The organism is Pedococcus sp. 5OH_020 (assembly GCF_027812955.1).
In the GTDB taxonomy this organism is placed as follows: domain Bacteria; phylum Actinomycetota; class Actinomycetes; order Actinomycetales; family Dermatophilaceae; genus Pedococcus.
The window spans coordinates 377,015-402,946 of record NZ_JAPYZV010000004.1; the positions used below are offsets into that span (position 1 = coordinate 377,015).

The following is a 25,932-nucleotide window of genomic DNA, read 5'->3' on the forward strand; positions in this document are numbered from 1 at the left end:
TTGGGCGCTCGTAGCAAGGCTCGCAAGCGCGCCGTGGACCTCCTCTTCGAGGCCGAGCAGCGCGGGGTGAACGCCCGTGACCTGCTCGCCGAGCGGCTGGCGAAGCCGGTCACCGACGCGCCGCTGAGCCAGTACACCGCCGACCTCGTCGAAGGGGTCGTCGAGCACTGGACCGACATCAACGAGCTGCTCGCGACGTACTCCCAAGGCTGGTCCCTGGAGCGGATGCCCAGCGTCGACCGGGCGATCCTGCGCCTGGGGGCGTTCGAGGTGCTCTACGCCACGCAGGTCCCCGAGAGCGTCGCCATCGCCGAGGCCGTGGAGCTCGCCAAGAGCCTGTCCACCGACGACTCGCCGAAGTTCGTCAACGGGCTGCTCGGCCGGCTCGCCGAGGTCAAGCCGACGCTGGCCTGAGAACGCGGCTCGCGAGAGCCACGATGAGACCCGCGACGGCGGGCCGCGCGCGAGGCGTTAGAGTGTCTCGCGAACGACATCCTTTAACGACCTGTCCTGTGAGGCAGGGAAGGAGGTCCTGACGCTGTGACGCGTCCTGACTCTGCTGTACCCACGGTTCCGGAGGCCGATGTCTCCTCCGACCCGGCCTCCGGCTCCGACACCCGCGTCGTCATGAGCTCTGGCGACATCTCGCGCGCGCTCCGCCGGGTCGCCCACGAGGTCCTCGAGCACAACAAGGGCGCTGCCGACCTGGTCGTCCTGGGAATCCCGACGCGCGGCGTCGCCCTCGCCCGACGGCTCGCGGGCGTGATGGAGTCCGTCGAGGGCACGGCGGTTCCGGTGGGCGCGCTCGACGTCACCATGCACCGCGACGACCTTCGCCGTCAGCCGACCCGTAGCCCGCGCCATACGGAGATCCCCGCCGTCGGCATCGACGACAAGGTCGTGGTGCTGGTGGACGACGTCCTCTACTCCGGCCGTACGGTGCGGGCCGCGCTCGACGCACTGTCGGACCTCGGGCGCCCGCGTGCGGTCCGCCTCGCGGTGCTGGTCGACCGCGGGCATCGTGAGCTTCCGATCAGGGCCGACCACGTCGGCAAGAACCTGCCCACCGCGGGCTCCGAGCGGGTCTCCGTGCGCCTGAGCGAGCACGACGGCATCGACGACCAGGTGACGATCTCCGGAGGACAGTCCCGATGAGCACGGTCGCGACCGCTGGTGGCCGCACGCGCCGGCACCTGCTGTCCAGTGCCGACCTGGACCGCGCCCAGGTACGGGCGATCCTCGACACGGCGGGCGAGATGCAGGGCATACAGCAGCGGGAGGTCAAGAAGCTGCCGGTACTGCGCGGTCGCACGGTGGTCAACCTCTTCTTCGAGGACTCGACCCGGACGCGGAGCTCGTTCGAGATCGCCGGGAAGTGGCTCTCCGCCGACGTCGTGAACATCTCTGGCAACGGGTCGTCGACGTCCAAGGGCGAGTCGCTGCGGGACACCGTCCTCACCGTCGCCGCCATGGGCGTGGACGCCCTCGTCGTCCGACACAGCGCGAGCGGTGCCGCTCACCAGGTCAGCCAGTGGGTGGATGCCCACGTCGTCAACGCCGGCGACGGCACGCACGAGCACCCGACCCAGGCCCTGCTGGACGCGTACTCGATGGAGCGGCGCCTCGGGAGCCTCGAGGGCCGCCACGTCGTCATCGTCGGCGACCTGACCCACTCGCGCGTGGCGCGCTCGAACCTCATCACGCTGCGGACGCTGGGAGCCCGGGTCACCCTGGTCGCGCCGCCGACCCTGATGCCGAGCGGGATCGCGACCTGGTCGCAGGTGGACGGCTTCGAGCTCTCCCACGACCTCGACGCGGTGCTTCCCACCGCCGACGCCGTGATGATGCTGCGCGTGCAGCGCGAGAGGATGAGCGGCGGCTTCTTCCCGACGGCCCGCGAGTACACGGTCGGCTTCGGCCTGACCCGTCCGAGGCTGCAGGCGCTCGTCACCGCGAACCCCGACGCGGTCATCTGCCACCCCGGTCCGATGAACCGCGGTCTGGAGATCGCCGCCGACGCCGCGGACGCCGCGCAGTCGCTCGTGCTGGACCAGGTGAGCGCCGGGGTCGCGGTACGGATGTCGGTGCTGTACCACCTGCTGGCGGGGGAGGAGAGCTGATGCCTGCGTTGCTCATCACGGGGGCCGACCTGCTCGGCCACGGCGCCCAGGACGTGCTGGTCGAGGACGGCCGCATCTCCGAGGTCGGGAAGATCCGCTCCGCCAGGGGTGCGGACGTGCTCGACGCCGACGGCCTGGTGGCCCTGCCCGGCCTGGTGGACCTGCACACCCACCTGCGCGAACCGGGCCGGGAGGACGCCGAGACCATCGCGACCGGGGCCGCAGCAGCGGCTGTGGGCGGCTTCACCGCCATCCTGGCGATGGCCAACACCACCCCGGTGACGGACACGGCCGAGGCGGCGGAACGCATCCTCGACCTCGGGCAGGCCACCGGGCTGGTGGACGTGGTGCCGGTGGGCGCCGTGACCAAGGGTCTGCGCGGGGCGGAGCTCGCGGAGCTCGGCCTGATGCACCGCTCGCGCGCCGGCGTGACCGTGTTCTCCGACGACGGCCACTGCGTGCACGACTCGCGCGTCATGCGCCGGGCGCTGGAGTACGTGCGGGCCTTCGGCGGAGTGGTCTCCCAGCATGCGCAGGACCCCCTGCTCGCCGGGCCGCAGGCCTGCGCGCACGAGGGCGAGCTCGCCGGACGGCTGGGGCTGCCAGGGTGGCCCGGGATCGCCGAGGAGTCGGTGGTCGCGCGCGACGTGATGCTGGCGCGGCATACGGGCTCCCGCATCCACGTGGCTCACGTGTCCACGGCCGGGACGGTGGAGGTGCTGCGCTGGGCCAAGGCCCAAGGCGTCCGGGTCACCGCCGAGGTGACGCCGCACCACCTTGTCCTCACCACGGACCTGCTCAGCGGCTACGACCCGACCTTCAAGGTGAACCCGCCGCTGCGACCGCAGGAGGACGTCGACGCGCTGCGCGAGGCGCTCGCAGACGGGACCATCGACGCCGTCGCCACCGACCATGCGCCGCACGCGCGGCACGACAAGGAGCACGCCTTCGTCGACGCGGCGTTCGGGATGCTGGGCCTGGAGACGGCCCTGTCGGTGGTCAGCGACGTGATGGTGCACACCGGCCGGCTGGACTGGGCCGGCGTGGCCAGGGTGATGTCCCACAACCCCGCCCGCATCGCCGGGCTGGCGCAGCACGGTCGACCGCTGGCCGAGGGCTCGCCCGCCAACCTCACCCTCGTCGACCCGGCGGCCGAGACGACGGTCGACGCGCGGGCCTCGCTCTCCCTGTCGCGCAACAACCCCTGGCACGGGCGCACCCTTCGGGGGACGGTGCAGGCCACCGTGTTCCGAGGGCGCGTCACGGCCGAGAAGGGGGCTCTGGCGTGACCCGCCTCCAGGCCGTCGGCGTCCTTCTCGTGGCTCTCGGGCTGATCTACGCGCTGCTGTATGCCGCCTGGCTGCGCAAGCAGCGTAGGCACGCCTCGGCAGCGATCGCGGCCGAGCGCGAGCGCACGTCGAGGGACCCCGCTCTCGCGGCACCGGTCCTGAAGGAGAAGCCCGCCCAGCTGGTCGTCGAGGGCACCTACGTCAGCACCACCACGGCACAGTCCCGCCTGGAGCGGGTCACCGTCGAGGGGCTGGGCAACCGGGCCAGAGCCACCCTGGCCGTCAACCGCGGGCGGCCCGACGCGCTCGTCCGGATCGAGCGACAGGGCGAGGCGACGGTGGTCATCCCGGCGGGCAGGCTCATCTCGGCCCGCAGGGAGCGCGGCATGGTCGGCAAGTTCGTCGGCCCCAGGCGCCTGGTGGTCCTGCAGTGGAGAGCCGACGGGGGAGACGTCTACGAGACCGGCTTCCTGCCCCGGTACAAGGCGGACGGGGACCGGGTCGAGTCGGCCCTGTGGTGGCACACCGGAGAAGGCGAAGGATCGAGCTGGAGCCGGTCCGAGGAGGACCCCAGCTCGAGCACTACGGAAGGGAACCCCAACTCATGAGCAGTGCACCCGCCTACCTCGACATCGACCGTGCGGACGCGGTCCTCGTCCTGGAGGACGGACGCTCGTTCCGCGGCCAGGCCTACGGGGCCACCGGCCAGACCGTGGGTGAGGCCGTCTTCTCGACGGGGATGACGGGCTACCAGGAGACGTTGACCGACCCGAGCTACCACCGCCAGGTCGTCGTCATGACGGCGCCGCACATCGGCAACACGGGCGCCAACGCCGAGGACGAGGAGTCGCGCCGTATCTGGGTCGCCGGCTACGTCGTCCGAGACCCGGCCCTGCGCCCGTCGAGCTGGCGGTCGCAGCGCTCTCTCGAGGACGACCTGCGCGACCAGGGGGTGGTCGGGATCAGCGGCGTCGACACCCGGGCGCTGACGCGGCACCTGCGCGAGCGGGGCGCCATGCGGGCCGGGATCTTCTCGGGCGAGCGCGCGGAGCTTCCGCCGGCCGAGCTCGCGGCGGTCGTCCAGCGGGCACCGCGCATGTCGGGGGCGGCCCTCGCCGCCGAGGTGACGACGGCCGAGCCGTATGTCGTCCCGGCGGTGGGGGACCGTCGCTTCACCGTGGCCGCGGTCGATCTCGGGATCAAGTCCATGACGCCGACGCTGATGGCCCAGCACGGCATCGAGGTCCACGTGCTCCCCGCCACGGCGAGCTTCGAGGACATCCGTGCCGTCGGTGGGTCCGGCCCTGACGGGGTGTTCTTCTCCAACGGTCCTGGTGACCCGGCGACGGCGGACCAGGAGGTGGCGGTGCTGCGGCAGGTGCTGGACGCCCGCATCCCCTTCTTCGGCATCTGTTTCGGCAACCAGCTGCTCGGACGCGCCCTCGGCTTCGGGACCTACAAGCTCAAGTACGGCCATCGCGGCATCAACCAGCCGGTGATGGACCGGCGGACCGGGAAGGTCGAGGTCACCGCGCACAACCACGGCTTCGCGGTGGACGCGCCGCTGGGCGCAGAGGTGAGGGCGCCGAGCGACGCCGCCGCAGAACCGACCGACTACGGCCGCGTCCGGGTGTCGCACGTCTGCCTCAACGACGACGTGGTCGAGGGGCTCGAGTGCCTGGACCTGCCGGCGTACTCGGTCCAGTACCACCCCGAGGCGGCGGCGGGACCCCACGACGCCGCATACCTCTTCGACCGGTTCATCACGCTGATGACCGACAGCACGGAAGGAGACCGCGCCTGATGCCCAAGCGCGACGACATCAGGAGCGTCCTGGTCATCGGCTCCGGCCCCATCGTGATCGGCCAGGCCGTCGAGTTCGACTACTCGGGGACCCAGGCCTGCCGCGTCCTGCGCGAGGAGGGCATCCGCGTCATCCTCGTGAACTCCAACCCGGCGACGATCATGACGGACCCGGAGTTCGCCGACGCCACGTACGTGGAGCCGATCACCCCGGAGATCGTCGAGGCGATCATCGCCCGGGAGCGCCCCGACGCGGTGCTCGCCACCCTCGGCGGACAGACCGCCCTCAACTGTGCCATCGCCCTGCACGAGTCCGGGGTGCTGGAGCGGTATGGCTGTCCGCTCATCGGCGCCAACGTCGAGGCGATCCAGCTCGGCGAGGACCGCGAGAAGTTCAAGGGTGTCGTGCAGCGGTGCGGCGCGGAGTCTGCGCGCTCGACCATCTGCCACACGATGGAGGAATGCCTCGACGCCGCAACGGATCTCGGCTACCCGGTGGTCGTCCGGCCCTCGTTCACCATGGGTGGTCTCGGGTCGGGCTTCGCCTACGACGAGGTCGACCTTCGCCGCATCGCCGGAGCGGGTCTGCAGTACAGCCCGACGACCGAGGTGCTGCTGGAGGAGTCGATCCTGGGCTGGAAGGAGTACGAGCTCGAGGTGATGAGGGACAACGTCGACAACGTCGTCGTGGTCTGCTCCATCGAGAACCTGGACCCGATGGGGGTGCACACCGGGGACTCCATCACCGTGGCGCCGGCGCTGACGCTCACCGACCGGGAGTACCAGCGGCTTCGCGACATCGGCATCGCCGTCATCCGCGAGGTCGGGGTCGACACCGGCGGCTGCAACATCCAGTTCGCGGTCAACCCCGAGGACGGTCGGGTGATCGTCATCGAGATGAACCCCCGGGTGTCCCGCTCCAGTGCCCTTGCCTCCAAGGCGACCGGCTTCCCCATCGCGAAGATCGCCGCGAAGATGGCCCTGGGCTACACCCTGGACGAGGTGCCCAACGACATCACCAGGCAGACGCCCGCCAGCTTCGAGCCGACGCTGGACTATGTCGTGGTGAAGGTCCCGCGGTTCGCGTTCGAGAAGTTCCCGGCCGCCGACCCCACCCTCACGACGACGATGAAGTCGGTCGGTGAAGCCATGGCCATCGGCCGCAACTTCGCCGAAGCCCTGCAGAAGGCGCTGCGCTCGATGGAGCGCGCGGGCAGCAGCTTCCACTGGGGCGGCCCGACGCCCAGCCTGGAGCAGGCGCGGACGCTGCTGCACACGGCGAAGACGCCCACGGACGGCCGGCTCGTCACCGTGCAGCAGGCGCTGCGGGGCGGCTTGTCGGTCGAGGAGGTCCACGAGGCGACAGGCATCGACCCGTGGTTCCTGGACCAGGTGGCCCTCGTCAACGCCATCGCCGACCGTGTCGCGTCGGCGCCGGAGCTGACCCCGGCGCTGCTGCGCCTGGCGAAGCGGCACGGCTTCTCGGACCAGCAGCTGGGACAGCTGCGCTCGCTGCCCGAGCCGGTGGTCCGCGGGGTGCGCCAGGCCCTGGGCGTGCGGCCCGTCTACAAGACCGTCGACACCTGCGCCGCCGAGTTCGACGCCACCACGCCTTACCACTACAGCAGCTACGACGAGGAGACGGAGGTCGCGCCTCGCGAGCGCCCGGCCGTGCTGATCCTCGGTAGCGGTCCCAACCGCATCGGCCAGGGCGTGGAGTTCGACTACTCCTGCGTGCACGCGAGCTTCGCGCTGCGCGAGGCCGGCTACGACACGGTCATGGTGAACTGCAACCCCGAGACGGTGTCGACCGACTACGACACCAGCAGCCGGCTCTACTTCGAGCCGCTGACGCTCGAGGACGTGCTGGAGGTCGTACACGCCGAGCAGCATGCAGGTCCGGTGGCCGGCGTGATCGTCCAGCTTGGCGGACAGACCCCCCTCGGTCTGGCCAAGGCGCTCAAGGAGGCGGGAGTCCCCATCGTGGGGACCAGCCCCGAGGCGATCGACCTGGCCGAGGACCGCGGCGCCTTCGGCCGGGTGCTGGCTGAGGCGATGCTGCCGGCTCCGCGTCACGGCACGGCCTACAGCGCCGCGGAGGCGGTCCAGGTCGCCGGCCAGATCGGCTACCCGGTCCTGGTCCGTCCGTCGTACGTCCTGGGCGGGCGAGGCATGGAGATCGTCTACGACGACGACACGCTGGCCACCTACGTCACCCGTGCCACGGTCGCCAGCCCGGAGCATCCGGTGCTTGTCGACCGCTTCCTCGACGACGCCATCGAGATCGACGTCGACGCCATCTACGACGGCACCGAGATGTACCTCGGCGGGATCATGGAGCACATCGAGGAGGCCGGGATCCACTCCGGCGACTCGGCGTGCACGCTGCCGCCGGTGACCTTGGGGGTCGGCGAGCTGGAGCGCGTCCGCGAGGCCACCCTGAGGCTCGCGGAAGGCATCGGCGTCCGTGGGTTGATGAACGTCCAGTTCGCCCTCGCGCAGGACGTCCTGTACGTCCTCGAGGCCAACCCGCGCGCCTCGCGCACCGTCCCCTTCGTGGCCAAGGCCACCGGCGTACCGGTCGCCAAGGCAGCGGCGCGCGTGATGCTGGGCGCCAGCATCAAGGAGCTCCGCGAGGAGGGGCTGCTGCCCCCCTCCGGAGACGGCGGCTCGATGCCGAGCCACGCGCCCGTCGCGGTCAAGGAGGCGGTCCTGCCGTTCAAGCGGTTCCGCACCCGGGAGGGACAGGTCGTGGACAGCCTCCTCGGCCCCGAGATGCGCTCCACCGGTGAGGTCATGGGGATCGACGACGACTTCGGCACGGCCTTCGCCAAGGGCATGCTCGCGGCCGGCTCGGGCCTGCCTCGCAAGGGCAGGATCTTCGTCTCCGTGGCCAACCGCGACAAGCGCGCGATGATCTTCCCGGTCAAGCGCCTCGCCGACCTCGGCTTCACCGTGGTGGCGACGTCCGGCACCGCCGATGTCCTGCGGCGCAACGGGATCGCGTCCGAGGTCGTCCACAAGGTCAGTGACCGGGAGGAGGGCGACGCCAGCATCGTCGACCTCATCCTGGACGGGCAGATCGACATGGTGGTGAACACCCCCAGCGGCCCCAACGCCCGGGCCGACGGCTACGCCATCCGGGCGGCGACGGTCGCCATGGACCGCCCGATCGTCACCACGGTGCAGGAGCTCGCGGCGGCCGTGCAAGGCATCGAGGCCCAGCTGAAGGGCGACTTCACGGTGAAGCCGCTGCAGGAGCACGCGGCGGCGCTGGACCTCTACGGCCGGGGGCAGGCGTGAGCCACACTGACACGCGGCGTACGACCGTGGGGGGTGGCGGTGTCGTGCAGGTGACCGGCGAGCTCATCGCCACCCGGCGCGCCGGGGCGTACCACCACCTGACCTTCGTGGCGCCCGGCCTGGCCGAGCTCGCCCGACCCGGGCAGTTCGTCGCCCTGTCCGTGGGCGGACCCACGAGCGCCAACCTGCTGCGGCGGTGCTTCTCCATCCACAAGGTGAGCCCCTCGGGCACGTACGGCGGCACGGTGGACGTCGTCGTGGCGGCGCACGGAGCCGGCACGCAGTGGCTGACCGCGCTCCGGGCGCATGACGAGGTCGACATCGTCGGACCGCTCGGTCGCCCGTTCCCGCTGCCGAAGGAGCCCCTCGCCTGTGTCCTGGTGGGCGGGGGCTACGGCAGCGCGCCGCTGTTCTGGCTGGCCGAGGCCCTGCGCGAGCGAGGCTGCCACGTCGAGATGGTGCTGGGTGCCGCGACCGAGGCGAGGCTCTTCGGCGTGGTCGAGGCACGCAGGTTCGCCGACGGGGTCACCGTGACGACCGACGACGGCTCCACCGGCACCAGGGGCTGGGTCTCGGACGTGCTTCCGGACGTCCTGCGGCGCACGGGTGCCGCGGTGGTGTACGGCTGCGGCCCCATGGGGATGCTGAGGTCCGTCACGCAGGTGGCCGCGGCCGAGGGCGCTGTGGCCCAAGTGGCCGTGGAGGAGTCGATGGCCTGCGGCGTGGGGGTGTGCATGACCTGCGTCATGCCGGTGGCTGGCAAGGACGGCGTCACGCGGATGGTCCGGTCCTGCGTGGAGGGGCCCGTCTTCCGCGGCGACCGCGTCCGCTGGGACGCGTTCGCCGACGGCGTGTGCCGCGTGCCCGCCGACGCCGTCGGCGCCCCGCGGGAGAGTGGTCACTGATGGCGGTCGACACCGCTGTACCGACGGCGGTCGACAGGTCCGTCGACATGTCCGTCGACCTTGCCGGCGCGCTGCTCCCCAGTCCCATGATGACCGCCTCCGGCTGCGCGGCCAACGGTCCCGAGCTGGCCCGGCTCTTCGACCTCACCGAGCTCGGCGCCTTCGTCACCAAGTCCGTCATGGCGGAGCCGCGCTCGGGCCGGGGCACACCGCGGATGTCGGAGACACCGTCGGGGATGCTGAACTCCATCGGCCTGCAGGGACCCGGCATCTCGGCCTTCGTCGAGAAGGACCTGGCGTGGCTCGACCGGGCCGGGGCTCGGGCCCTCGTCTCCATCGCCGGGAACACCAGCGGCGAGTTCGCCGACGTGGCAGCCGCCCTGCGCGCCAGCGACGCGTTCGGCTGCGTCGTGGGTGTGGAGGTCAACATCTCGTGCCCCAACGTCGCCAACCGCGGGCTCGTGTTCGCCTGCGACCCCCTGGCCAGCGCCAAGGTCGTCGCGCTGGTCCGCGAGCAGCTGCCGCGGGACGTCCCGATCTTCGCCAAGCTGACGCCCGACGTGACCGACATCGTCAGCGTCGCGCAGGCGTGCGTGAAGGCGGGGGCGAGCGGGCTCACCATGATCAACACGCTGCTGGGAATGGTCATCGACACGGACCGGTTGCGGCCCCAGGTCGCGGGCGTGACCGGCGGGCTCTCCGGCCCGGCCGTGCGTCCGGTGGCCGTCCGGGCCGTCTGGCAGACGAGGGCGGCCATGCTCGAGGGTCGCCTTCCCGTGGTGCCGATCATCGGCGTCGGCGGGGTGCGGACCGGCCGTGACGCGCTGGAGCTGGTCGCCGCCGGGGCCAGCGCGGTGCAGGTCGGGACGGCGACGTTCAACGACCCGACCGCTCCGGTGCGCGTCGGACGGGAGCTGGCCCAGCTGTTGCGGGACAAGGGGTTCGAGCGCCTGACCGATGCGGTCGGCGTGGCCCATGGGAGGGTGGCGCGGTGACGGTGACCCCGTTCGGCACCCGGCTCCGGGCCGCCATGGATTTGCACGGCCCCTTGTGCGCCGGCATCGACCCGCACCGGGCGCTGGTCGAGTCCTGGGGACTGCCGTACGACGTCGAGGGGCTCAGCCGCTTCACGGAGTCCTGCGTGGCGGCCTTGGCCGGCCAGGTGGCCGTCGTCAAGCCACAGTCGGCGTTCTTCGAGGTGTTCGGGTCCGCAGGCGTCGCGGTCCTGGAGCGGGCCGTCGTGGCCCTTCGCGAGTCGGGAACGCTGGTGATCCTCGACGCCAAGCGCGGGGACATCGGCTCGACGATGGCCGCGTACGCCGAGGCGTATCTGGGTCCCCAGGCGGTGGCCCCGGCCGACGCCCTCACCGTGAGCCCGTACCTGGGCTTCGAGTCTCTACGTCCGGCCCTCGACCTGGCCTCGGCCACCGGCCGGGGGGTCTTCGTCCTCGGGCTCACCTCAAACCCCGAGGGCCGCACCGTGCAGCACGCCCGGCTGCGCGACGTCAGCGTGGCCGAGACCATGGTGCGGGGCGCCGCCAAGGAGAACGGGCCGGCCGCAGAGCGGGGCGAGCTCGGGTCCGTGGGCCTGGTCGTGGGCGCGACCGTGGGCTCGGCGGTGCAGGAGCTGGAGCTCGACCTGGCCGCGGCGAACGGACCCCTGCTGGCGCCCGGGGTGGGAGCGCAGGGCGGTACGCCGGACGACCTCCGCCGGGTCTTCGGCGACGCCCTCGCACGTGTGCTGCCCTCGTCCAGCCGAGAGGTGCTCTCGGCCGGACCCGACCCCGCCAGGCTGCGCGAGCGGGCCCGCCGGACCAGCGAGGCGCTCGCTGACCTGCTCCGTTGACCGAGTGCGGCAGATCTCGGAGGTCCCCTGGGCGAGAAAGCGGGGCCGGCCGTTGCTACAGTCGAAGGCGCCAAGTGACCAGTTCGTGCCAGTCCCGCACGCTGCCAGAGGAGTAATACCGTGGCTCTTCCCCCGTTGACGCCAGAGCAGCGAGCAGCGGCCCTGGAGAAGGCCGCCGTTGCCCGCCGCGAACGAGCGGCAGTCAAGAACCGTCTGAAGTATGCCCAGGGCTCCCTCAAAGAGGTCATCGCCGCGGGCAAGGGCAACGACGTCGTCGGCAAGATGAAGGTCTCCGCGCTGCTGGAGTCCATGCCGGGCGTCGGTCGTGTCCGTGCCCGCCAGATCATGGAGGAGGTCGGCATCTCCGAGAGCCGCCGCGTCCGTGGCCTGGGGGCGAACCAGATCTCCGCTCTGCTCACCCGCTTCGACGAGGCGTGAGCGACCGCGCCGGAGGCGCCGAACAGCGCCCCCGGCGCCTGGTCGTCCTAGCCGGCCCCACCGCAGTCGGCAAGGGGACCCTCTCGGCCTACGTCCGGGAGCACTTCCCCGACGTCTGGCTGTCCGTGAGTGCGACCACGCGCGCGCCGCGGCCAGGGGAGCAGGACGGCATCCACTACCACTACGTCGACGAGCGGGAGTTCGCGCGGATGGAGCGGGACGGCGAGCTCCTGGAGTCCGCCGTCGTCCACGGGCACCACCACTACGGCACCCCCCGGGCCCCCGTGGAGGCAGCACTGCGCGACCAGCGGCTGGCGCTGCTGGAGATCGACCTGCAGGGGGCGCGGCAGGTGCGGGCCTCCATGCCGGACGCCCTTTTCGTGTTCCTGGCGCCGCCGAGCTGGGACGAGCTGGTCCGCCGCCTGGTCGGGCGGGGCACCGAGGACGAGGAGGAGCGGGCCCGCCGGCTGGAGACCGCGAAGGTCGAGATGGCCGCGGAGAGGGAGTTCGACGTGACCATCGTCAACGACGACGTTCGTCGGGCGGCCGAAGAACTCGTATCATTGCTGCGATCCCCCTTGACGCCTGCGTCCAACGAACGACCGTCGGACCGACGCCGGTCCAACCAACAAGAGAAGTGAGTGCCCTGTGTCCGGAACCGTCGCGAACCCCATCGGCATCACCAACCCGCCGATCGACGACCTGCTGACCAAGGCGGACTCGAAGTACGCCCTCGTCATCTACTCGGCCAAGCGGGCCCGCCAGATCAACGCGTACTACAGCCAGCTCCAGGAGGGCCTCCTGGAGTACGTCGGGCCGCTCGTCGACAGCCAGGTCCACGAGAAGCCCATGTCCATCGCCCTGCGTGAGATCAACGAGGGCCTCGTCACCTCCGAGCCGATCGAGAGCTGACCCCACCGAGGGTCGGCGCCGGCACTGACATGGCGAACATCGTCCTCGGTGTCGGCGGTGGCATCGCGGCCTACAAGGCCTGCTTCCTGCTGCGGCTGCTCACCGAGTCCGGCCACGACGTCACGGTCGTGCCGACGGAGTCCGCCCTGCGTTTCGTCGGCGCCCCCACCTGGGAGGCTCTCTCGGGGCGTCCGGTCCGCACCGACGTCTGGACCGACGTGCCGCAGGTGCCCCACGTGCGCCTGGGAAAGGCTGCCGACCTCGTGGTGGTCGCCCCGGCGACCGCCGACCTGCTCGCCAAGGCGGCCCACGGCCTCGCCGGGGACCTGCTGACGAACGTCCTGCTGACCGCCCGCTGTCCGGTCGTGATGGCCCCCGCCATGCACACCGAGATGTGGGAGCATCCGGCCACGCAGGCCAACGTCTCCACGCTGACCGAGCGGGGGGTGCACATCATCCCGCCGGCCTCCGGGCGGCTCACCGGCGCCGACACCGGCGCGGGCCGTCTTCCGGAGCCCGAGGAGCTGTTCGGGGTGTGCACCAGGATCCTGCAGCACCGGGCCGCGAAGCACGGCGGGCTCGCTCACTCCGCCTCGCGCCCCGAGCGCGACGGCGCGGCCGTCCCGGCCCGGGGTGCGCTGCGAGGCCGATCGGTGCTCGTCACCGCCGGAGGAACGCGAGAACCCCTGGACCCGGTCCGGTTCCTCGGCAACCGCAGCTCCGGCAAGCAGGGGTACGCGCTGGCCACCGTGGCCGCCGAACGAGGAGCGCAGGTGACCCTCGTGGCGGCCAACCCCGCGCTGCCGGCGCCGGAGGGTGTCACGGTGGTGGCCGTGCAGACCGCTGTCGAGCTCGAGCAGGCGGTCGAGGTGGCCGCCAAGGACGCCGACGTGGTGGTGATGGCCGCCGCGGTGGCCGACTTCCGTCCCGCGCGCTACGCCGACAGCAAGATCAAGAAGACGCACGACCCCGACGCGCCGGACGCCGCCCCGACGCTCGAGCTGGTCCGCAACCCCGACATCCTCGCCGGGCTCGTCGAGCGGCGGGGTGAAGCGACCAGCCCGGTGATCGTCGGGTTCGCCGCCGAGACGGGCGACGCCGTGGGCACCGTCCTCGAGCACGGCCGGGCCAAGCTCGCGCGGAAGGGCTGCGACCTCCTCGTCGTCAACGAGGTCGGGGTGGACAAGACCTTCGGGCTGGACGACAACACCGTGCACATCCTGCGCAGGGGGTCCGGCCACGTGGTCGACGCGGGCCCCGCGTCCAAGCACGCCATCGCCTCCGCGGTCTGGGACGCCGTACAGGAGATCCTGTGACCGTCGTACACTCTCGGGGTCCCAGGCCCCGCGAGCGGGCATGACCAGCCAACGCAGCTGTCCCCCGAAGGAGAATTGAGTGTCCGCACGCCTGTTCACGTCCGAGTCGGTCACCGAGGGCCATCCGGACAAGATCTGTGACCAGATCTCCGACTCCATCCTCGACGCCATGCTCGAGCAGGACCCGGGCAGCCGGGTCGCCGTCGAGACCATGGTGACCACCGGCCTGGTGCACGTCGCCGGCGAGGTCACCACCGAGGCGTATGTCGAGATCCCGAAGATCGTGCGCGACACCGTGCTGGGGATCGGCTACGACTCCTCGACGAAGGGCTTCGACGGCGCGTCCTGCGGCGTGGAGGTGTCCATCGGCCAGCAGAGCCCGGACATCGCCCAGGGCGTCGACACGGCGTACGAGAACCGCACGGGTGGCGTGGACCCGCTCGACAAGCAGGGCGCCGGCGACCAGGGGCTGATGTTCGGCTACGCCTGTGACGACACGGCGGAGCTCATGCCGCTGCCCATCTTCCTGGCCCACCGCCTCGCCGAGCGCCTGACGGCCGTGCGCAAGAGCAACGAGGTGCCCTACCTGCGGCCCGACGGCAAGACGCAGGTCACGATCTCCTACGAGGGCGACCGGGCAGTCAAGCTCGACACGGTGGTGCTGTCCACCCAGCACGCGTCCGACATCTCGCTCGACGACCTCCTCACTCCCGACATCGAGCAGCACGTCATCAAGCCGGTGCTGGTGCAGCTGGCGGACGAGGGCACCGAGCTCGACACGTCCTCGTACCGGGCGCTCATCAACCCCACCGGCCGCTTCGAGATCGGCGGTCCGATGGGGGACGCCGGCCTCACCGGTCGCAAGATCATCGTCGACACGTACGGCGGCATGGCGCGGCACGGCGGTGGCGCCTTCTCGGGCAAGGACCCGTCGAAGGTGGACCGCTCCGCCGCCTACGCCATGCGCTGGGTGGCCAAGAACGTCGTGGCGGCCGGTCTGGCACGACGCTGTGAGGTCCAGGTGGCCTACGCCATCGGCAAGGCACAGCCGGTGGGGCTGTATGTCGAGACGTTCGGCACCGAGACCGAGCCGGTGGACGCCATCCAGGCCGCCATCACGTCCGTCTTCGACCTTCGGCCGGCCGCGATCGTCCACGACCTGGACCTGCTGCGGCCGATCTACAAGCCCACCGCGGCCTACGGCCACTTCGGCCGCACCCACGCCGACCACCTCTCGAACCCCTTCACCTGGGAGCGCACGGACCGGGTCGAGGCCCTGCAGAAGGCTGTCAAGGGCTGACGGTGCGGTTGACGGTGCGGCCCGGGGTGCTGGGACGCCCCGGGCACCGTCGGAGGCGTCGGCTAGTTTTCCCGACGTGAGCGACGCCGGGGCACCAGAGCAGCTTGAGCTCATCGGCGCGACGACGCCCCCGCGAAGGAGGGCCCGCACGACCGAGGCCACCGCGTCCACGGACCCGGTGGCCTCGGTCGTGGTCGACACCGGTCTGGCGCACCTGGACCGCCCGTTCGAGTACCTCGTCCCCGCGTCGATGGCGGAGACCGCGGTGCCAGGGGCGAGGGTGAAGGTGCGCTTCGCCGGGCAGGACCTGGGCGGCTTCGTGACGGCTCGAGCCTCGTCGGCAGGACACGACGGCAGGCTGGCGCCGCTGCGCCGGGTCGTGTCGCCGGAGCCGGTGCTGACCCCCGCCGTGCTCGAGGTCGCCCGCGCAGTCGCCGCCCGGTACGCGGGCACCCTCGGGGACGTGCTCCGGCTCGCCGTCCCGCCGCGCCACGCCGCAGCCGAGAAGGCACTCGCCGGCGACGCCGCCACGGTGGACCCCCTTCCGGTCACGAGCGGACCAGGACCGGCCTGGGCTCGCTACCCGGCGGGTCCTGCCTACCTCGCACGCCTGGCCGCGGGGGAGCCGCCCGCCGCCGCCTGGCTCGCGCGACCCACGACCGACCCTGCTGCGGACTGGCCGGCCGCCCTGGCAGCCGCGGCGGTCGCCGCGCTGCACAGCGGTAGAGGCAGCGTGCTGGTGCTGCCGGACCATCGGGACGTCCTGCGGGTGGACGCCGCGCTGACCGACGCGATGGGACCCGGCCGGCATGTCCGCCTCACCGCGGACCAGGGCCCGCAGGCGAGGTACACCGCCTGGCTCAAGGTGCTCCGGGGGCACGTCAGGGTGGTCGTGGGCACGCGGGCGGCAGCCTTCGCACCCGTCCACGAGCTCGGGCTGGTGGCCTGGTGGGACGACGGCGACGACCTCCACCAGGAGCCACGGTCGCCCTACCCGCACGTGCGGGAGGTGCTGCTGGAGCGGGCCCGGGTCGAACGGGCCGCCGTGCTGGCCGGCGGCTTCACGAGGACCGTCGAGCTGGAGCGGCTGGTGCAGGACGGCGTCCTGCGCCCGGTCGGCGCCTCTGACTCCGGCCGTACGGCCGTCCCGCGGGTCCGGGTGGCAGGCGAGGGTGTGGAGCTCGAGCGGGACCCCGCCGCCGCGTCGGCCCATCTGCCGTCGGTCGCGTGGCGGACCGCAAAGGCGGCTCTGGAGTCGGGTCCGGTGCTCGTCCAGGTCCCTCGTCGCGGGTATGTCCCGGCGCTGGCCTGCCAGACGTGCCGCGCGCCGGTTCGCTGCCGGCACTGCGCCGGCCCCGTGGCGGTGGCGGGCCGCACCGAGGATCCACGGTGTCGTTGGTGCGCGCGGGGCGTGGGCCGCTTCGAGTGCCGGAGCTGCGGCGGCCGCGAGCTCCGATCGTCGGTGGTGGGAGCCCGTCGCACCGCGGAGGAGCTCGGCCGGGCGTTCCCCGGCGTCCCGGTACACACGTCGGGCGCAGGCGCCGTCCTTCCTTCCGTGGGGCCCACGCCGGCACTTGTCATCGCCACACCGGGCGCGGAGCCGGTGGCCCGCGATGGCTATGCCGCGACGCTGCTCCTCGACGCCTGGGCGTCCCTCGACCGGCCCACGCTGAACGCTTCGGAGGAGGCGCTGCGCAGATGGTTGGCAGCAGCAGCCCTGACGCGCGGCTCGGGTCAGGGTGGCCAGGTGGTGCTCTGCGGTGCACCGGTGCACACCACGCTGCCCGCGGTCGAGGCGCTGGTGCGTTGGGACCCCGTGTGGTTCGCCGGGAGGGAGCTCGCCGAGCGCCTCGAGCTGCGGCTGCCACCGACGGTGGCGATGGCCGCGGTGACCGGTGACCGACGGACGGTCGAGTCCGCGTTGGGGGAGGCGGACCTCGGGAGGGACGTCGAACTGCTGGGGCCGCTCTCGCAGGGCGAGGACGCCGTCCGCGTCCTGCTCCGGGCTCCGCTCGACCAGCGCCCGGCGCTGGCGGCGGCCCTTGCGACCCTGCGGGCGGTCCGCAGCGCGCACAAGGAGGCGGCAGGGCTCAAGGTGGCCGTCGACCCGGCGGATCTCGGGGGCTGAGTGGTGGCGTGGCGTCCCGAGCCCGTCCCAGTCCGACGCACTCCAGCCCGCCCAGTCCCAGCAGCCCAGTCGCAGTCAGCCCAGTCGCAGTCAGCCCAGCCGCAGTCCGGGGGGCCGGGAGGACCGACCTAGACTGGGCGCCGTGTCGATCCAGAACATCCGGCTCTTCGGTGACCCCGTGCTGCGCACCCCGGCGGAGCCGGTCGTCGACTTCGACCGTGAGCTGCGGCAGCTGGTCCGCGACCTGACCGACACGATGATGGACGCGCCCGGCGCAGGCCTCGCGGCCCCGCAGATCGGGGTCGGCCTTCGCGTCTTCACCTACTGGGTGGACGGGGAGCTGGGACACCTGGTGAACCCTGACCTCGACCTGTCGAGCGAGCTGCAGGACGGCGAGGAGGGGTGCCTGTCCTTCCCGGGGCTGCGGTTCGACACACCGCGCTCCCTGCGCGTGGTGGCCCGAGGGATGAACCAGTTCGGCGAGCCCGTCGTGCTGGAGGGCTCGGAGCTCCTGGCACGGTGCATCCAGCACGAGACCGACCACCTCGACGGCATCCTCTTCATCGACCGAATGGACCGGGAGCAGCGCAAGCTGGCGATGCGGGCCATCCGCGAGGCGCAGTGGTCGGGCCAGAGCGCGCCGACGGTGAAGGCCAGCCCGCATGCCACCTTCGGCCGGGGCATGTGAGCATGCGGCTGGTCTTCGCCGGGACGCCGCAGGCTGCCGTCCCGTCGCTGGATGCCCTGCTGGCCTCCTCTCACGAGGTCGTCGCCGTCCTGACCCGCCCGGACGCCCGGGCCGGACGAGGACGGAGCCTGGTCCAGTCGCCGGTGCGGCGCCGGGCCCAGGAGGAGGGCATCGAGGTCCTCGCGCCGGAGCATCCCCGCGACCCGGACTTCCTGGAGCGGCTGCGACAGCTCCGCCCGGAGGTGTGTCCTGTCGTGGCCTACGGCGCGCTGGTCCCCCCGGCCGCGCTCGCCATACCGGCGCACGGCTGGGTCAACCTGCACTTCTCGCTCCTGCCTGCCTGGCGCGGCGCAGCCCCGGTGCAGCATGCGGTGATGGCCGGCGACGAGGTCACCGGCGCGACGACGTTCCGTCTCGAGGCCGGCCTCGACACGGGTCCCGTGTACGGGATGATGACCGAGCAGGTCAGGCCGATGGACACTGCCGGCGACCTGCTCGAGCGGCTCGCGGTCGGGGGCGCCGGGCTGCTCGCGGCGACCATCGACGGCATCGAGGACGGGTCGGTGCAGCCGGTTCCGCAGCCCGTCGAGGGTGTGTCGTTCGCGCCGAAGCTCGGGGTCGCTGACGCGGCAGTGCGGTGGGACCGCCCCGCGACTGCGGTGGACCGGCAGGTCCGAGGGTGCACCCCCAGCCCCGGTGCCTGGTCGGTGTTCCGGGGGGAGCGGGTCAAGATCGGGCCGGTGCGGACGGGCGAGGGGTACGCCGGGCCGCGACTCGCTCCCGGGGAGCTGGCGGCGGGCAAGCGCGAGGTGTGGGTGGGCACCGGCTCCGTGCCCGTACTGCTGACGGACGTACGTCCCCACGGCAAGAAGGAGATGCCTGCCGCCGCCTGGGCTCGCGGGGTCCGGGTCGAGGCAGGGGATCGGTTCAGCGATGAGTGAGGAACGACGTAGCTCCCAGGGGCGGCAACGCCCTGCGCGTGCCCACGGCGGTCGGCAGCGATCGGCACAGCGGCCCAGCGAGCGCGGCCGCAGTACCGACCCCCAGCGGCTGGCCGCGTACACCGTCCTGCGCGCGGTCGCGGAGGGGGCATACGCGAACCTCGAGCTTCCCAAGGTGTTGCGCGACCGGCGCATCCACGGTCGTGACGCGGCCTTCACGACGGAGCTCGTGTATGGCGCGGTTCGCATGCAGGGCCTGTACGACCCGGTCATCAGCGTGGCGGCGGGTCGCCCCGTCAGTGCGATCGACGGGGCGGTGCTCGACACTCTCAGGCTGGGGGCGCACCAGCTCCTGGGCATGCGCGTGCCCACGCATGCGGCTGTGGACGAGACCGTCGGGCTGGCGCGGAAGGTCAACGGCGCCGGCGCGGCGGGCTTCGTCAACGCTGTCATGCGACGCATCAGCGAACGGGAGCCCGCCGACTGGCTGGCCCAGGTGGTGCCCGCAGGGGCCGAGCCGGCGGCTCGCCTGGCTGTCGAGCAGTCCCACCCGCTGTGGGTGGTAAAGGCTCTGCGCGCCGCCCTGCTCGGGCACGGGGCCTCCACCGCCGCGACCGTCGACGCGGACCTGAACGCCCTCCTCGTCACCGACAACGCGCCGGCGAGGGTGTCGCTGGTAGCCAGGCCTGGCCTCTCCACGGTCTCCGAGCTCGTGGCGGCAGGGGCCGAGGCGTCCGAGCTGTCACCGGTGGCAGCGGTGCTCCCCGGCGGCGACCCCGGCGGCATCGAGGCCGTGCGCGAGGGTCGCGCCGCCGTCCAGGACGAGGGGTCCCAGCTGGTGGCGCTGGCCCTGGCCGCGGTGCCCGTGGAGGCGCCTGCTCCGCAGCAGTGGCTGGACCTGTGCGCCGGCCCGGGCGGCAAGGCGGGGCTGCTGGCGGCACTCGCCCTGCAGACCGGAGCCGACCTCACCGCCAACGAGGTGAGCGAGCACCGTGCCGACCTGGTTCGCCAGACCCTGCGGCCGGCAAAGGCCCAGGCGCGCGACGCCGGTCGAAGGGTGGACGTCGTGACCGCCGACGGCCGCAGCTACGGCCAGGATCATCCCGGGCGCTACCACCGGGTGCTCGTGGACGCCCCGTGCACCGGACTGGGAGCGCTGCGCCGGCGTCCGGAGGCCCGCTGGCGGCGCAGCCCGGCGGATCTCGCCGACCTGGGAAAGCTGCAGCGCGAGCTGCTCACGTCGGCTATCGACGCGACGGCCACCGGTGGCGTCGTGGCCTACGCCACGTGCAGCCCGCACCTCGCGGAAACCCAGTTCGTGGTTCGCGACGTGACCAGGCGCCGTGACGACGTGGAGCTCCTGGAGGCGCCGGAGCTCCTCAGGCAGGTTGTGGGGAGGGCCATCGACCTCCCGGGGAACGGTGGCACGGTGCAGCTCTGGCCGCATCTGCACGGCACGGACGGGATGTTCCTGGCGCTGCTGCGCCGACGGTGACCCGATCGTGCCGACGCCGGTGACCGGTGCCCAGGTGAGACACGGTGGACCCATTAGGGTGAGCGCCGTGCAGATCTCCCCGAGCATCCTCTCGGCCGACTTCGCCAACCTCGAGCGCGAGCTCGGCCGGATCAGCAACGCCGACTGGGCGCACGTGGATGTCATGGACGGCCATTTCGTGCCCAACCTCACCCTCGGCCTGCCCGTGGTGGAGGCCCTGGCACGGGTCAGCGCGGTGCCGCTGGACTGCCACCTCATGATCGACGACCCCGACCGGTGGGCTCCGCAGTACGCGGAGGCCGGCGCCGGCTCGGTCACCTTCCACGTCGAGGCGGCACGGGACCCACGCGCCGTCGCCAGGGCGCTGCGGTCTGCCGGCGCGCGGGCGGGCCTGGCGCTCAAGCCGGGTACGGCGTTCCCGCCGTACGAGGAGCTGCTTCCCGACCTGGACATGGTTCTCGTCATGACCGTCGAGCCCGGGTTCGGCGGCCAGTCCTTCATGGCCGACCAGCTGCCCAAGGTGGCCCAGGTGCGGCAGGCGGTTCGTGACCACGGCGGGGAGATCTGGGTGCAGGTGGACGGGGGTGTGTCGGCTGGGACCATCGAGCAGTGTGCCGAGGCCGGCGCCGACGTGTTCGTCGCCGGCTCCGCCGTGTACGGTGCCGACGACGCCGCGCAGGCCGTCGAGCACCTCAGGGCGCTCGCGACGGCGCACTGCCACTCGCGATGACCCGCCGCCATGCGGCAGGGCCCCTGCGCGGCGGGCACACGGACGCGGGTCGGCGGGCGCTCTGCGGGGTTCGTAGTGAGGACCGTCACTCGGACGCCCCGCTGACGTCGCCCGGCCCCCTGGCATAATGACGGTGACGTGCTCCGGGGTCGGTGCAACTCCGAACCGGCGGTGACAGTCCGCGACCCGACCGCAGCCAGCGGCCGGTTGACCTGGTGGAACTCCAGGACCGACGGTGAAAGTCCGGATGGTAGGCAGCACGCGAAGCAGACCTTCGAGGTCCGTCCTGTCACCGGCTCCCGGTGTGGCGGCCCTCGGGCGCCCTGCTCGGTCCCCGGAGCTCGACCATCGGTCTGGAGCACGAGGGCAGGACATGACGGGGCAGCACACCACGGACGCCGACGAGGTGTGGATGAGTCGCGCCCTGGAGCTGGCCGAGCGCGGACCCGAGGCTGACGCCAACCCGCGCGTCGGGTGCGTCCTCGTCGGGCCCGACGGGAGCCTCGTGGCCGAAGGCTGGCACCGGGGCGCCGGGACCCCGCACGCCGAGGCGGACGCGCTCGCCGCCGCCGGCGACCGGGCCGAGGGCTGCACCGCGTACGCCTCCCTGGAGCCGTGCAACCACACCGGCCGCACACAGCCGTGCGCGCAGGCGCTGCGCGCTGCGCGGGTGCGGCGCGTCGTCTTTGCCCAGACGGACCCGAACCCGGCAGCGGCCGGTGGCGGCCAGTGGCTCCTTGAGCACGGCGTGGGGACTCGGGCTGGGGTGCTGGCGACCGAGGCGGAGCTCCTGAACCGGACGTGGACCCAGCTGGTGACCACTGGAAGGCCCTGGGTCACCTGGAAGCTCGCGACGACCCTGGACGGGCGCAGCGCAGCCGCCGACGGCACGAGCCGGTGGATCACGGGGGAGAAGGCGCGCCAGGACGTGCACGTCCAGCGCTCTCGGTGCGGAGCCATCCTCGTGGGGACCGGGACGGCGCTCACCGACGACCCCCACCTGACCGCGCGTCGGGCGGACGGCCGCCTGTACGAGCGACAGCCGGTGCGTGTCGTCATGGGGGTGCGCGAGCTGGCTGTGACCGCGCGGGTGCTCGACGACGCAGCACCGACCTGGCACCTGCGGACCCGGGACCCGCACGAGGTCCTTGCAGCGCTGGCGAGGGCGGAGATCCACCACCTGTGGCTCGAGGGTGGCCCCACGGTCGCGGCCGCTTTCATGTCCGCCGGTCTGGTCGACGAGGTCGTCGCCTACGTCGCACCGGTTCTGCTCGGACGCGGTCGCCCGTCCGTCGGCGACCTCGGCATCACGACCATGGGCCGCGCCCTCCGGCTCGAGCCGACCGACATCACGCTCATCGGCCACGATGTGCGGCTCACCGCCTGCCTCAAGGAGATCGGCTGATGTTCACCGGGATAGTGGAGGAGCTCGGCACGGTCGTCGCCCTCGAGCACGGCAGGGACTCCGCCCGCCTGACCGTCGCGGGGCCGCTGGTCACCCAGGACGCGGTCCACGGCGCCTCCATCGCGGTGAACGGGATCTGCCTCACGGTGGTGGAGCACTCGAGCGGCCGGTTCACGGTGGACGTGATGGCCGAGACTCTGAGCCGAACCAGCCTGGGTTCCCTGGCCGCTGGTGACCCGGTGAACCTGGAGCGCGCCATGTCGACCGGCAGCCGGTTCGGTGGCCATGTCGTCCAGGGACATGTCGATGCCACGGCGACCATCACGGAACGCGTCCCGGGGGACCGGTGGGAGGTGGTGCGTTTCAGCCTTCCGCCCACGGTGGCTCGCTACGTCGTGGAGAAGGGCTCCATCACGGTCGACGGCGTCAGCCTCACCGTGGCGACGCTGGGCACCGACTCGTTCACCGTGTCACTCATCCCGACGACTCTGGCCCTGACCACGTTGGGACACAAGGTCGTGGGGGATCCCGTGAACCTCGAGGTGGACGTGCTGGCGAAGTACGTCGAACGCCTCCTCGCCTTCGCCCCTCCGCACGACAGCACGACTACCAGCGATCAGGAGACCACGGTATGAACTGGCTCGAGAAGCTCTTCGACGCCCAGCTGCACCTCGGCAGCCAGCAGATCCTCTGGCGGGAGGTGGTCGGCAATGCCTTCGGGTTCGCCTCCGCGATCGGAGGCATGCGGCGCCGTGTCTGGGCCTGGCCCGTGGGGATCGTCGGCAACGTCCTGCTCTTCACCGTGTTCTTCGGCGTCGCGTTCAGCAACCCCCAGCACACCACCCTCTACGGCCAGGCGGGACGGCAGGTGTTCTTCGTGATCACCAGCGTCTACGGCTGGTGGCGATGGCAGCAGGTGCGCCGGGCGAACCACGCCGAAGGCACGGCGCGGCCCGCCATCACGCCTCGCTGGGCCACCATGCGGGAAAGGGCGGGGTACGTCGGGTTCTGGCTCGCCGGCGTCGTCGTGCTCCAGTGGGTCTTCGCCCTCATCGGCGCCGGGTGGCCGGCGCCACGCTGGTACTACTGGTGCGACGCATGGATCTTCGTCGGGTCCATCGTGGCCACCTACGCCATGGCGCGCGGGTGGAACGACTTCTGGCTGGCCTGGATCGCCGTGGACATCGTCGGAGTCCCCCTGCTGGTCCACTCCAGGTTCTACCCGTCGGCTGTGCTCTACGCCGTGTACGGGGCGCTGGTCGTGTACGGGTTCTTCGTCTGGCTGAAGGCCTCGCGCGAAGAACCGGAGCCGGTCAGAGAGCTGTCCGAGGCTCGGGCATGACCGGGCTCGCGACGGTCGAGCAGGCGCTCGCGGCGTTACGTGCGGGGCGCCCGGTGCTGGTGACCGACAGCGAGGACCGGGAGAACGAGGGCGACGTCGTACTCGCTGCACAGACCCTCACCGACGAGTGGATGGCGTGGACCATCAGGCACACTAGCGGCTACGTCTGTGTGCCGGTCCCCGGCGCGACGGCGGACCGGCTTGGCCTGCCCCTCATGGTCGCCGACAACCGGGACCCTCTTCGGACCGCCTACACCGTCAGTGTGGACGCTGCCTTCGGCGTGACGACCGGGATCAGCGCAGCCGACCGCGCCACGACCATCCGCCTGCTGGCGGACCCCGCCGCGACGCCGGAGTCGTTCCTCCGGCCCGGCCACGTCATCCCCCTGCGTGCCAGGGACGGTGGCGTCCTGCAGAGGCCGGGCCACACGGAGGCTGCGGTGGACCTGTGCCGGCTGGCCGGCCTGGCGCCCGTGGCAGCCATCGGCGAGCTGGTCAACGACGACGGCACCATGATGCGCGGCGCGCAGGTGATGGCGACGGGTGCACTCGCGGACCTGCCGGTCATCACGATCGCGCAGCTCGTCGCCTGGCGACAGCGGCACGACCGCGTGGAGCGGCTCGCGCAGACCCGGCTGCCCACCCGGCACGGCGAGTTCGCAGCCGTCGGCTACCGGGACCGGCTCACCGGTGACGAGCACCTCGCACTGGTGAGCCCACGCGGTACGGCAGGAGCCGCCCCGCTGGTGCGCCTTCACTCGGAGTGCCTGACCGGCGACGCCCTCGGCTCACTGCGCTGCGACTGCGGGCCGCAGCTCGAACGCTCCCTGGAACGGGTGGCCGCCGAGGGCGGCGTCGTGGTCTACCTCCGGGGGCACGAGGGACGTGGCGTGGGTCTGGTGTCCAAGCTCCAGGCCTACGCCCTTCAGGACCGGGGCCTGGACACGGTGGACGCCCAGCTGGAGCTCGACCTGCCGGTGGACGGACGGGAGTACGTCGCGGGGGCCGCGATCCTGGCCGACCTCGGCCTCGGCCCGGTTCGGCTGCTCACGAACAACCCGGCCAAGGTGGCCGCCATGAGGGCTTACGGCGTGGACGTGGCGAGCGTGGAGGGCCTGTCCATCGCGCCCAACCCGGCCAACCGGCGGTACCTTCGCGCCAAGCGCGACCGGATGGGTCACGACCTGATCCTCGACGCGGCGGACGCCGGGGTCACGGCGTGAGCGGCCACGGTTCACCGACCATCACCGCCGACGGCTCCGGCCTGCGCGTCGCCATCGTCGCCGCCTCGTGGCACAGCGAGGTCATGGACGGTCTCGTCGACGGGGCTCGGCGAGGGCTGGGCGACTCCGGGGTGCGCGACGTGCCTCTCGTGCGCGTCCCCGGCACCGTCGAGCTGACCGTCGCCTGCGCGCGTCTGGCGCCGGCATACGACGCGCTGGTCGCTCTCGGAGTCGTCATCCGTGGTGGGACGCCGCACTTCGAGTACGTGTGCTCCGGGGTGACGAACGGCCTCACGCAGGTCAGCGTCACCACCGGCTGTCCGGTCGGCTTCGGCGTCCTGACGTGTGACGACGACCAGCAGGCGCTGGCCCGAGCCGGGCTCCCAGGATCCAGCGAGGACAAGGGGTACGAGGCCGCGGTGGCGGCCGTGGCGACTGCGACCACGCTGGCCGGCTGGGCCCCCCGTACCCTGGGCGCGTGAAGACTTTCGACGACCTCTACGCCGAGCTCACCGAGAAGGCGGTCACCCGTCCGGAGGGCTCCGGGACGGTCCGCGCGCTCGACGCCGGGGTGCATGCGATCGGCAAGAAGATCGTCGAGGAGGCGGCGGAGGTGTGGATGGCCGCCGAGCACGAGGGCAAGGAGCGCGCCGCCGAAGAGATCTCCCAGCTCCTCTACCACCTCCAGGTCCTCATGGTCGCCTCCGACATCAGCCTCGACGACGTCTACACCCACCTCTAGGAACCA

At 72.1% G+C, this 25,932-nt stretch carries 26 protein-coding genes and 1 riboswitch; all 26 genes read left to right on the forward strand.

What is annotated here, in order from left to right; translation table 11 throughout:
• The 26 genes from nusB (at nt 1) to PHA84_RS09715 (ending at nt 25,926) form a co-directional block, all read left to right on the forward strand.
• Entirely contained in the window at nt 1-414 is a 414-nt protein-coding gene (gene nusB, locus PHA84_RS09590) for a transcription antitermination factor NusB (protein WP_270887865.1), read from the forward strand.
• Nucleotides 415-627: 213 nt separating this feature from the next.
• A complete protein-coding gene (pyrR, locus tag PHA84_RS09595; protein ID WP_442952867.1) occupies nt 628-1,155 on the forward strand; it encodes a bifunctional pyr operon transcriptional regulator/uracil phosphoribosyltransferase PyrR in 528 nt (175 codons plus the stop codon).
• Nucleotides 1,152-2,120 carry an aspartate carbamoyltransferase catalytic subunit gene (locus tag PHA84_RS09600; protein WP_270887867.1) on the forward strand — a complete coding sequence of 323 codons (969 nt, stop codon included), beginning with the start codon at nt 1,152-1,154 and terminating at the stop codon, nt 2,118-2,120. Before pyrR ends, PHA84_RS09600 begins: the two co-directional genes overlap by 4 nt.
• Nucleotides 2,120-3,409 (forward strand): dihydroorotase, encoded by a 1,290-nt coding sequence (locus PHA84_RS09605; RefSeq protein ID WP_270887868.1) that lies wholly within the window; start codon nt 2,120-2,122, stop codon nt 3,407-3,409. The genes PHA84_RS09600 and PHA84_RS09605 overlap by 1 nt, the downstream gene beginning before the upstream one ends.
• Entirely contained in the window at nt 3,406-4,017 is a 612-nt protein-coding gene (locus tag PHA84_RS09610; protein ID WP_270887869.1) for a PH-like domain-containing protein, read from the forward strand. The genes PHA84_RS09605 and PHA84_RS09610 overlap by 4 nt, the downstream gene beginning before the upstream one ends.
• Nucleotides 4,014-5,213 (forward strand): glutamine-hydrolyzing carbamoyl-phosphate synthase small subunit, encoded by a 1,200-nt coding sequence (gene carA / locus PHA84_RS09615; protein WP_270887870.1) that lies wholly within the window; start codon nt 4,014-4,016, stop codon nt 5,211-5,213. The genes PHA84_RS09610 and carA overlap by 4 nt, the downstream gene beginning before the upstream one ends.
• Nucleotides 5,213-8,515 (forward strand): carbamoyl-phosphate synthase large subunit, encoded by a 3,303-nt coding sequence (gene carB, locus PHA84_RS09620; RefSeq protein ID WP_270887871.1) that lies wholly within the window; start codon nt 5,213-5,215, stop codon nt 8,513-8,515. Before carA ends, carB begins: the two co-directional genes overlap by 1 nt.
• A complete protein-coding gene (locus PHA84_RS09625) occupies nt 8,512-9,420 on the forward strand; it encodes a dihydroorotate dehydrogenase electron transfer subunit (protein WP_270887872.1) in 909 nt (302 codons plus the stop codon). The genes carB and PHA84_RS09625 overlap by 4 nt, the downstream gene beginning before the upstream one ends.
• Nucleotides 9,420-10,415 carry a dihydroorotate dehydrogenase gene (locus PHA84_RS09630; protein WP_270887873.1) on the forward strand — a complete coding sequence of 332 codons (996 nt, stop codon included), beginning with the start codon at nt 9,420-9,422 and terminating at the stop codon, nt 10,413-10,415. The genes PHA84_RS09625 and PHA84_RS09630 overlap by 1 nt, the downstream gene beginning before the upstream one ends.
• Before the next feature lie 2 nt (nt 10,416-10,417).
• Entirely contained in the window at nt 10,418-11,266 is an 849-nt protein-coding gene (gene pyrF, locus PHA84_RS09635; RefSeq protein ID WP_270887934.1) for an orotidine-5'-phosphate decarboxylase, read from the forward strand.
• Nucleotides 11,267-11,386: 120 nt separating this feature from the next.
• Nucleotides 11,387-11,704 (forward strand): integration host factor, actinobacterial type, encoded by a 318-nt coding sequence (mihF, locus tag PHA84_RS09640; RefSeq protein ID WP_270887874.1) that lies wholly within the window; start codon nt 11,387-11,389, stop codon nt 11,702-11,704.
• Nucleotides 11,701-12,345, forward strand: a complete 645-nt coding sequence (gmk, locus tag PHA84_RS09645; RefSeq protein ID WP_270887875.1) for a guanylate kinase — start codon at nt 11,701-11,703, stop codon at nt 12,343-12,345. The genes mihF and gmk overlap by 4 nt, the downstream gene beginning before the upstream one ends.
• Before the next feature lie 7 nt (nt 12,346-12,352).
• Nucleotides 12,353-12,616 carry a DNA-directed RNA polymerase subunit omega gene (rpoZ, locus tag PHA84_RS09650; RefSeq protein WP_056882255.1) on the forward strand — a complete coding sequence of 88 codons (264 nt, stop codon included), beginning with the start codon at nt 12,353-12,355 and terminating at the stop codon, nt 12,614-12,616.
• A 29-nt stretch (nt 12,617-12,645) separates the two neighbouring features.
• Nucleotides 12,646-13,932 (forward strand): bifunctional phosphopantothenoylcysteine decarboxylase/phosphopantothenate synthase, encoded by a 1,287-nt coding sequence (locus tag PHA84_RS09655; protein ID WP_270887876.1) that lies wholly within the window; start codon nt 12,646-12,648, stop codon nt 13,930-13,932.
• A gap of 79 nt (nt 13,933-14,011) precedes the next feature.
• A complete protein-coding gene (metK, locus tag PHA84_RS09660; protein ID WP_270887877.1) occupies nt 14,012-15,232 on the forward strand; it encodes a methionine adenosyltransferase in 1,221 nt (406 codons plus the stop codon).
• 76 nt (nt 15,233-15,308) lie between these two features.
• Entirely contained in the window at nt 15,309-17,360 is a 2,052-nt protein-coding gene (locus PHA84_RS09665; RefSeq protein ID WP_270887878.1) for a primosome assembly protein PriA, read from the forward strand.
• Between the two features lie 142 nt (nt 17,361-17,502).
• Nucleotides 17,503-18,048, forward strand: a complete 546-nt coding sequence (def, locus tag PHA84_RS09670; protein ID WP_270887879.1) for a peptide deformylase — start codon at nt 17,503-17,505, stop codon at nt 18,046-18,048.
• A 2-nt stretch (nt 18,049-18,050) separates the two neighbouring features.
• Nucleotides 18,051-18,989 carry a methionyl-tRNA formyltransferase gene (fmt, locus tag PHA84_RS09675; protein ID WP_270887935.1) on the forward strand — a complete coding sequence of 313 codons (939 nt, stop codon included), beginning with the start codon at nt 18,051-18,053 and terminating at the stop codon, nt 18,987-18,989.
• Complete coding sequence (locus PHA84_RS09680) at nt 18,982-20,484, forward strand: RsmB/NOP family class I SAM-dependent RNA methyltransferase (RefSeq protein ID WP_270887880.1); 1,503 nt, start codon at nt 18,982-18,984, stop codon at nt 20,482-20,484. The genes fmt and PHA84_RS09680 overlap by 8 nt, the downstream gene beginning before the upstream one ends.
• 67 nt (nt 20,485-20,551) lie before the next feature.
• The gene (gene rpe / locus PHA84_RS09685) at nt 20,552-21,214 is read left to right on the forward strand and encodes a ribulose-phosphate 3-epimerase (protein ID WP_270887881.1); all 663 of its coding nucleotides are present in this window, start codon (nt 20,552-20,554) and stop codon (nt 21,212-21,214) included.
• A 134-nt stretch (nt 21,215-21,348) separates the two neighbouring features.
• A riboswitch (FMN riboswitch) is annotated at nt 21,349-21,479 on the forward strand.
• Nucleotides 21,480-21,587: 108 nt separating this feature from the next.
• Nucleotides 21,588-22,619, forward strand: coding sequence for a bifunctional diaminohydroxyphosphoribosylaminopyrimidine deaminase/5-amino-6-(5-phosphoribosylamino)uracil reductase RibD (gene ribD, locus PHA84_RS09690; RefSeq protein ID WP_270887882.1), 1,032 nt, complete (start codon nt 21,588-21,590; stop codon nt 22,617-22,619).
• Nucleotides 22,619-23,254, forward strand: a complete 636-nt coding sequence (locus PHA84_RS09695; RefSeq protein WP_270887883.1) for a riboflavin synthase — start codon at nt 22,619-22,621, stop codon at nt 23,252-23,254. The genes ribD and PHA84_RS09695 overlap by 1 nt, the downstream gene beginning before the upstream one ends.
• Nucleotides 23,251-23,961, forward strand: a complete 711-nt coding sequence (pnuC, locus tag PHA84_RS09700; protein WP_270887884.1) for a nicotinamide riboside transporter PnuC — start codon at nt 23,251-23,253, stop codon at nt 23,959-23,961. Before PHA84_RS09695 ends, pnuC begins: the two co-directional genes overlap by 4 nt.
• Nucleotides 23,958-25,184, forward strand: coding sequence for a 3,4-dihydroxy-2-butanone-4-phosphate synthase (gene ribB, locus PHA84_RS09705; RefSeq protein ID WP_270887885.1), 1,227 nt, complete (start codon nt 23,958-23,960; stop codon nt 25,182-25,184). Before pnuC ends, ribB begins: the two co-directional genes overlap by 4 nt.
• Nucleotides 25,181-25,666: a 6,7-dimethyl-8-ribityllumazine synthase gene (gene ribH / locus PHA84_RS09710; protein WP_270887886.1), complete on the forward strand. Its 486-nt coding sequence runs from the start codon at nt 25,181-25,183 to the stop codon at nt 25,664-25,666. The genes ribB and ribH overlap by 4 nt, the downstream gene beginning before the upstream one ends.
• Nucleotides 25,663-25,926, forward strand: coding sequence for a phosphoribosyl-ATP diphosphatase (locus PHA84_RS09715; protein WP_270887887.1), 264 nt, complete (start codon nt 25,663-25,665; stop codon nt 25,924-25,926). Before ribH ends, PHA84_RS09715 begins: the two co-directional genes overlap by 4 nt.
• Nucleotides 25,927-25,932: the final 6 nt, after the last annotated feature.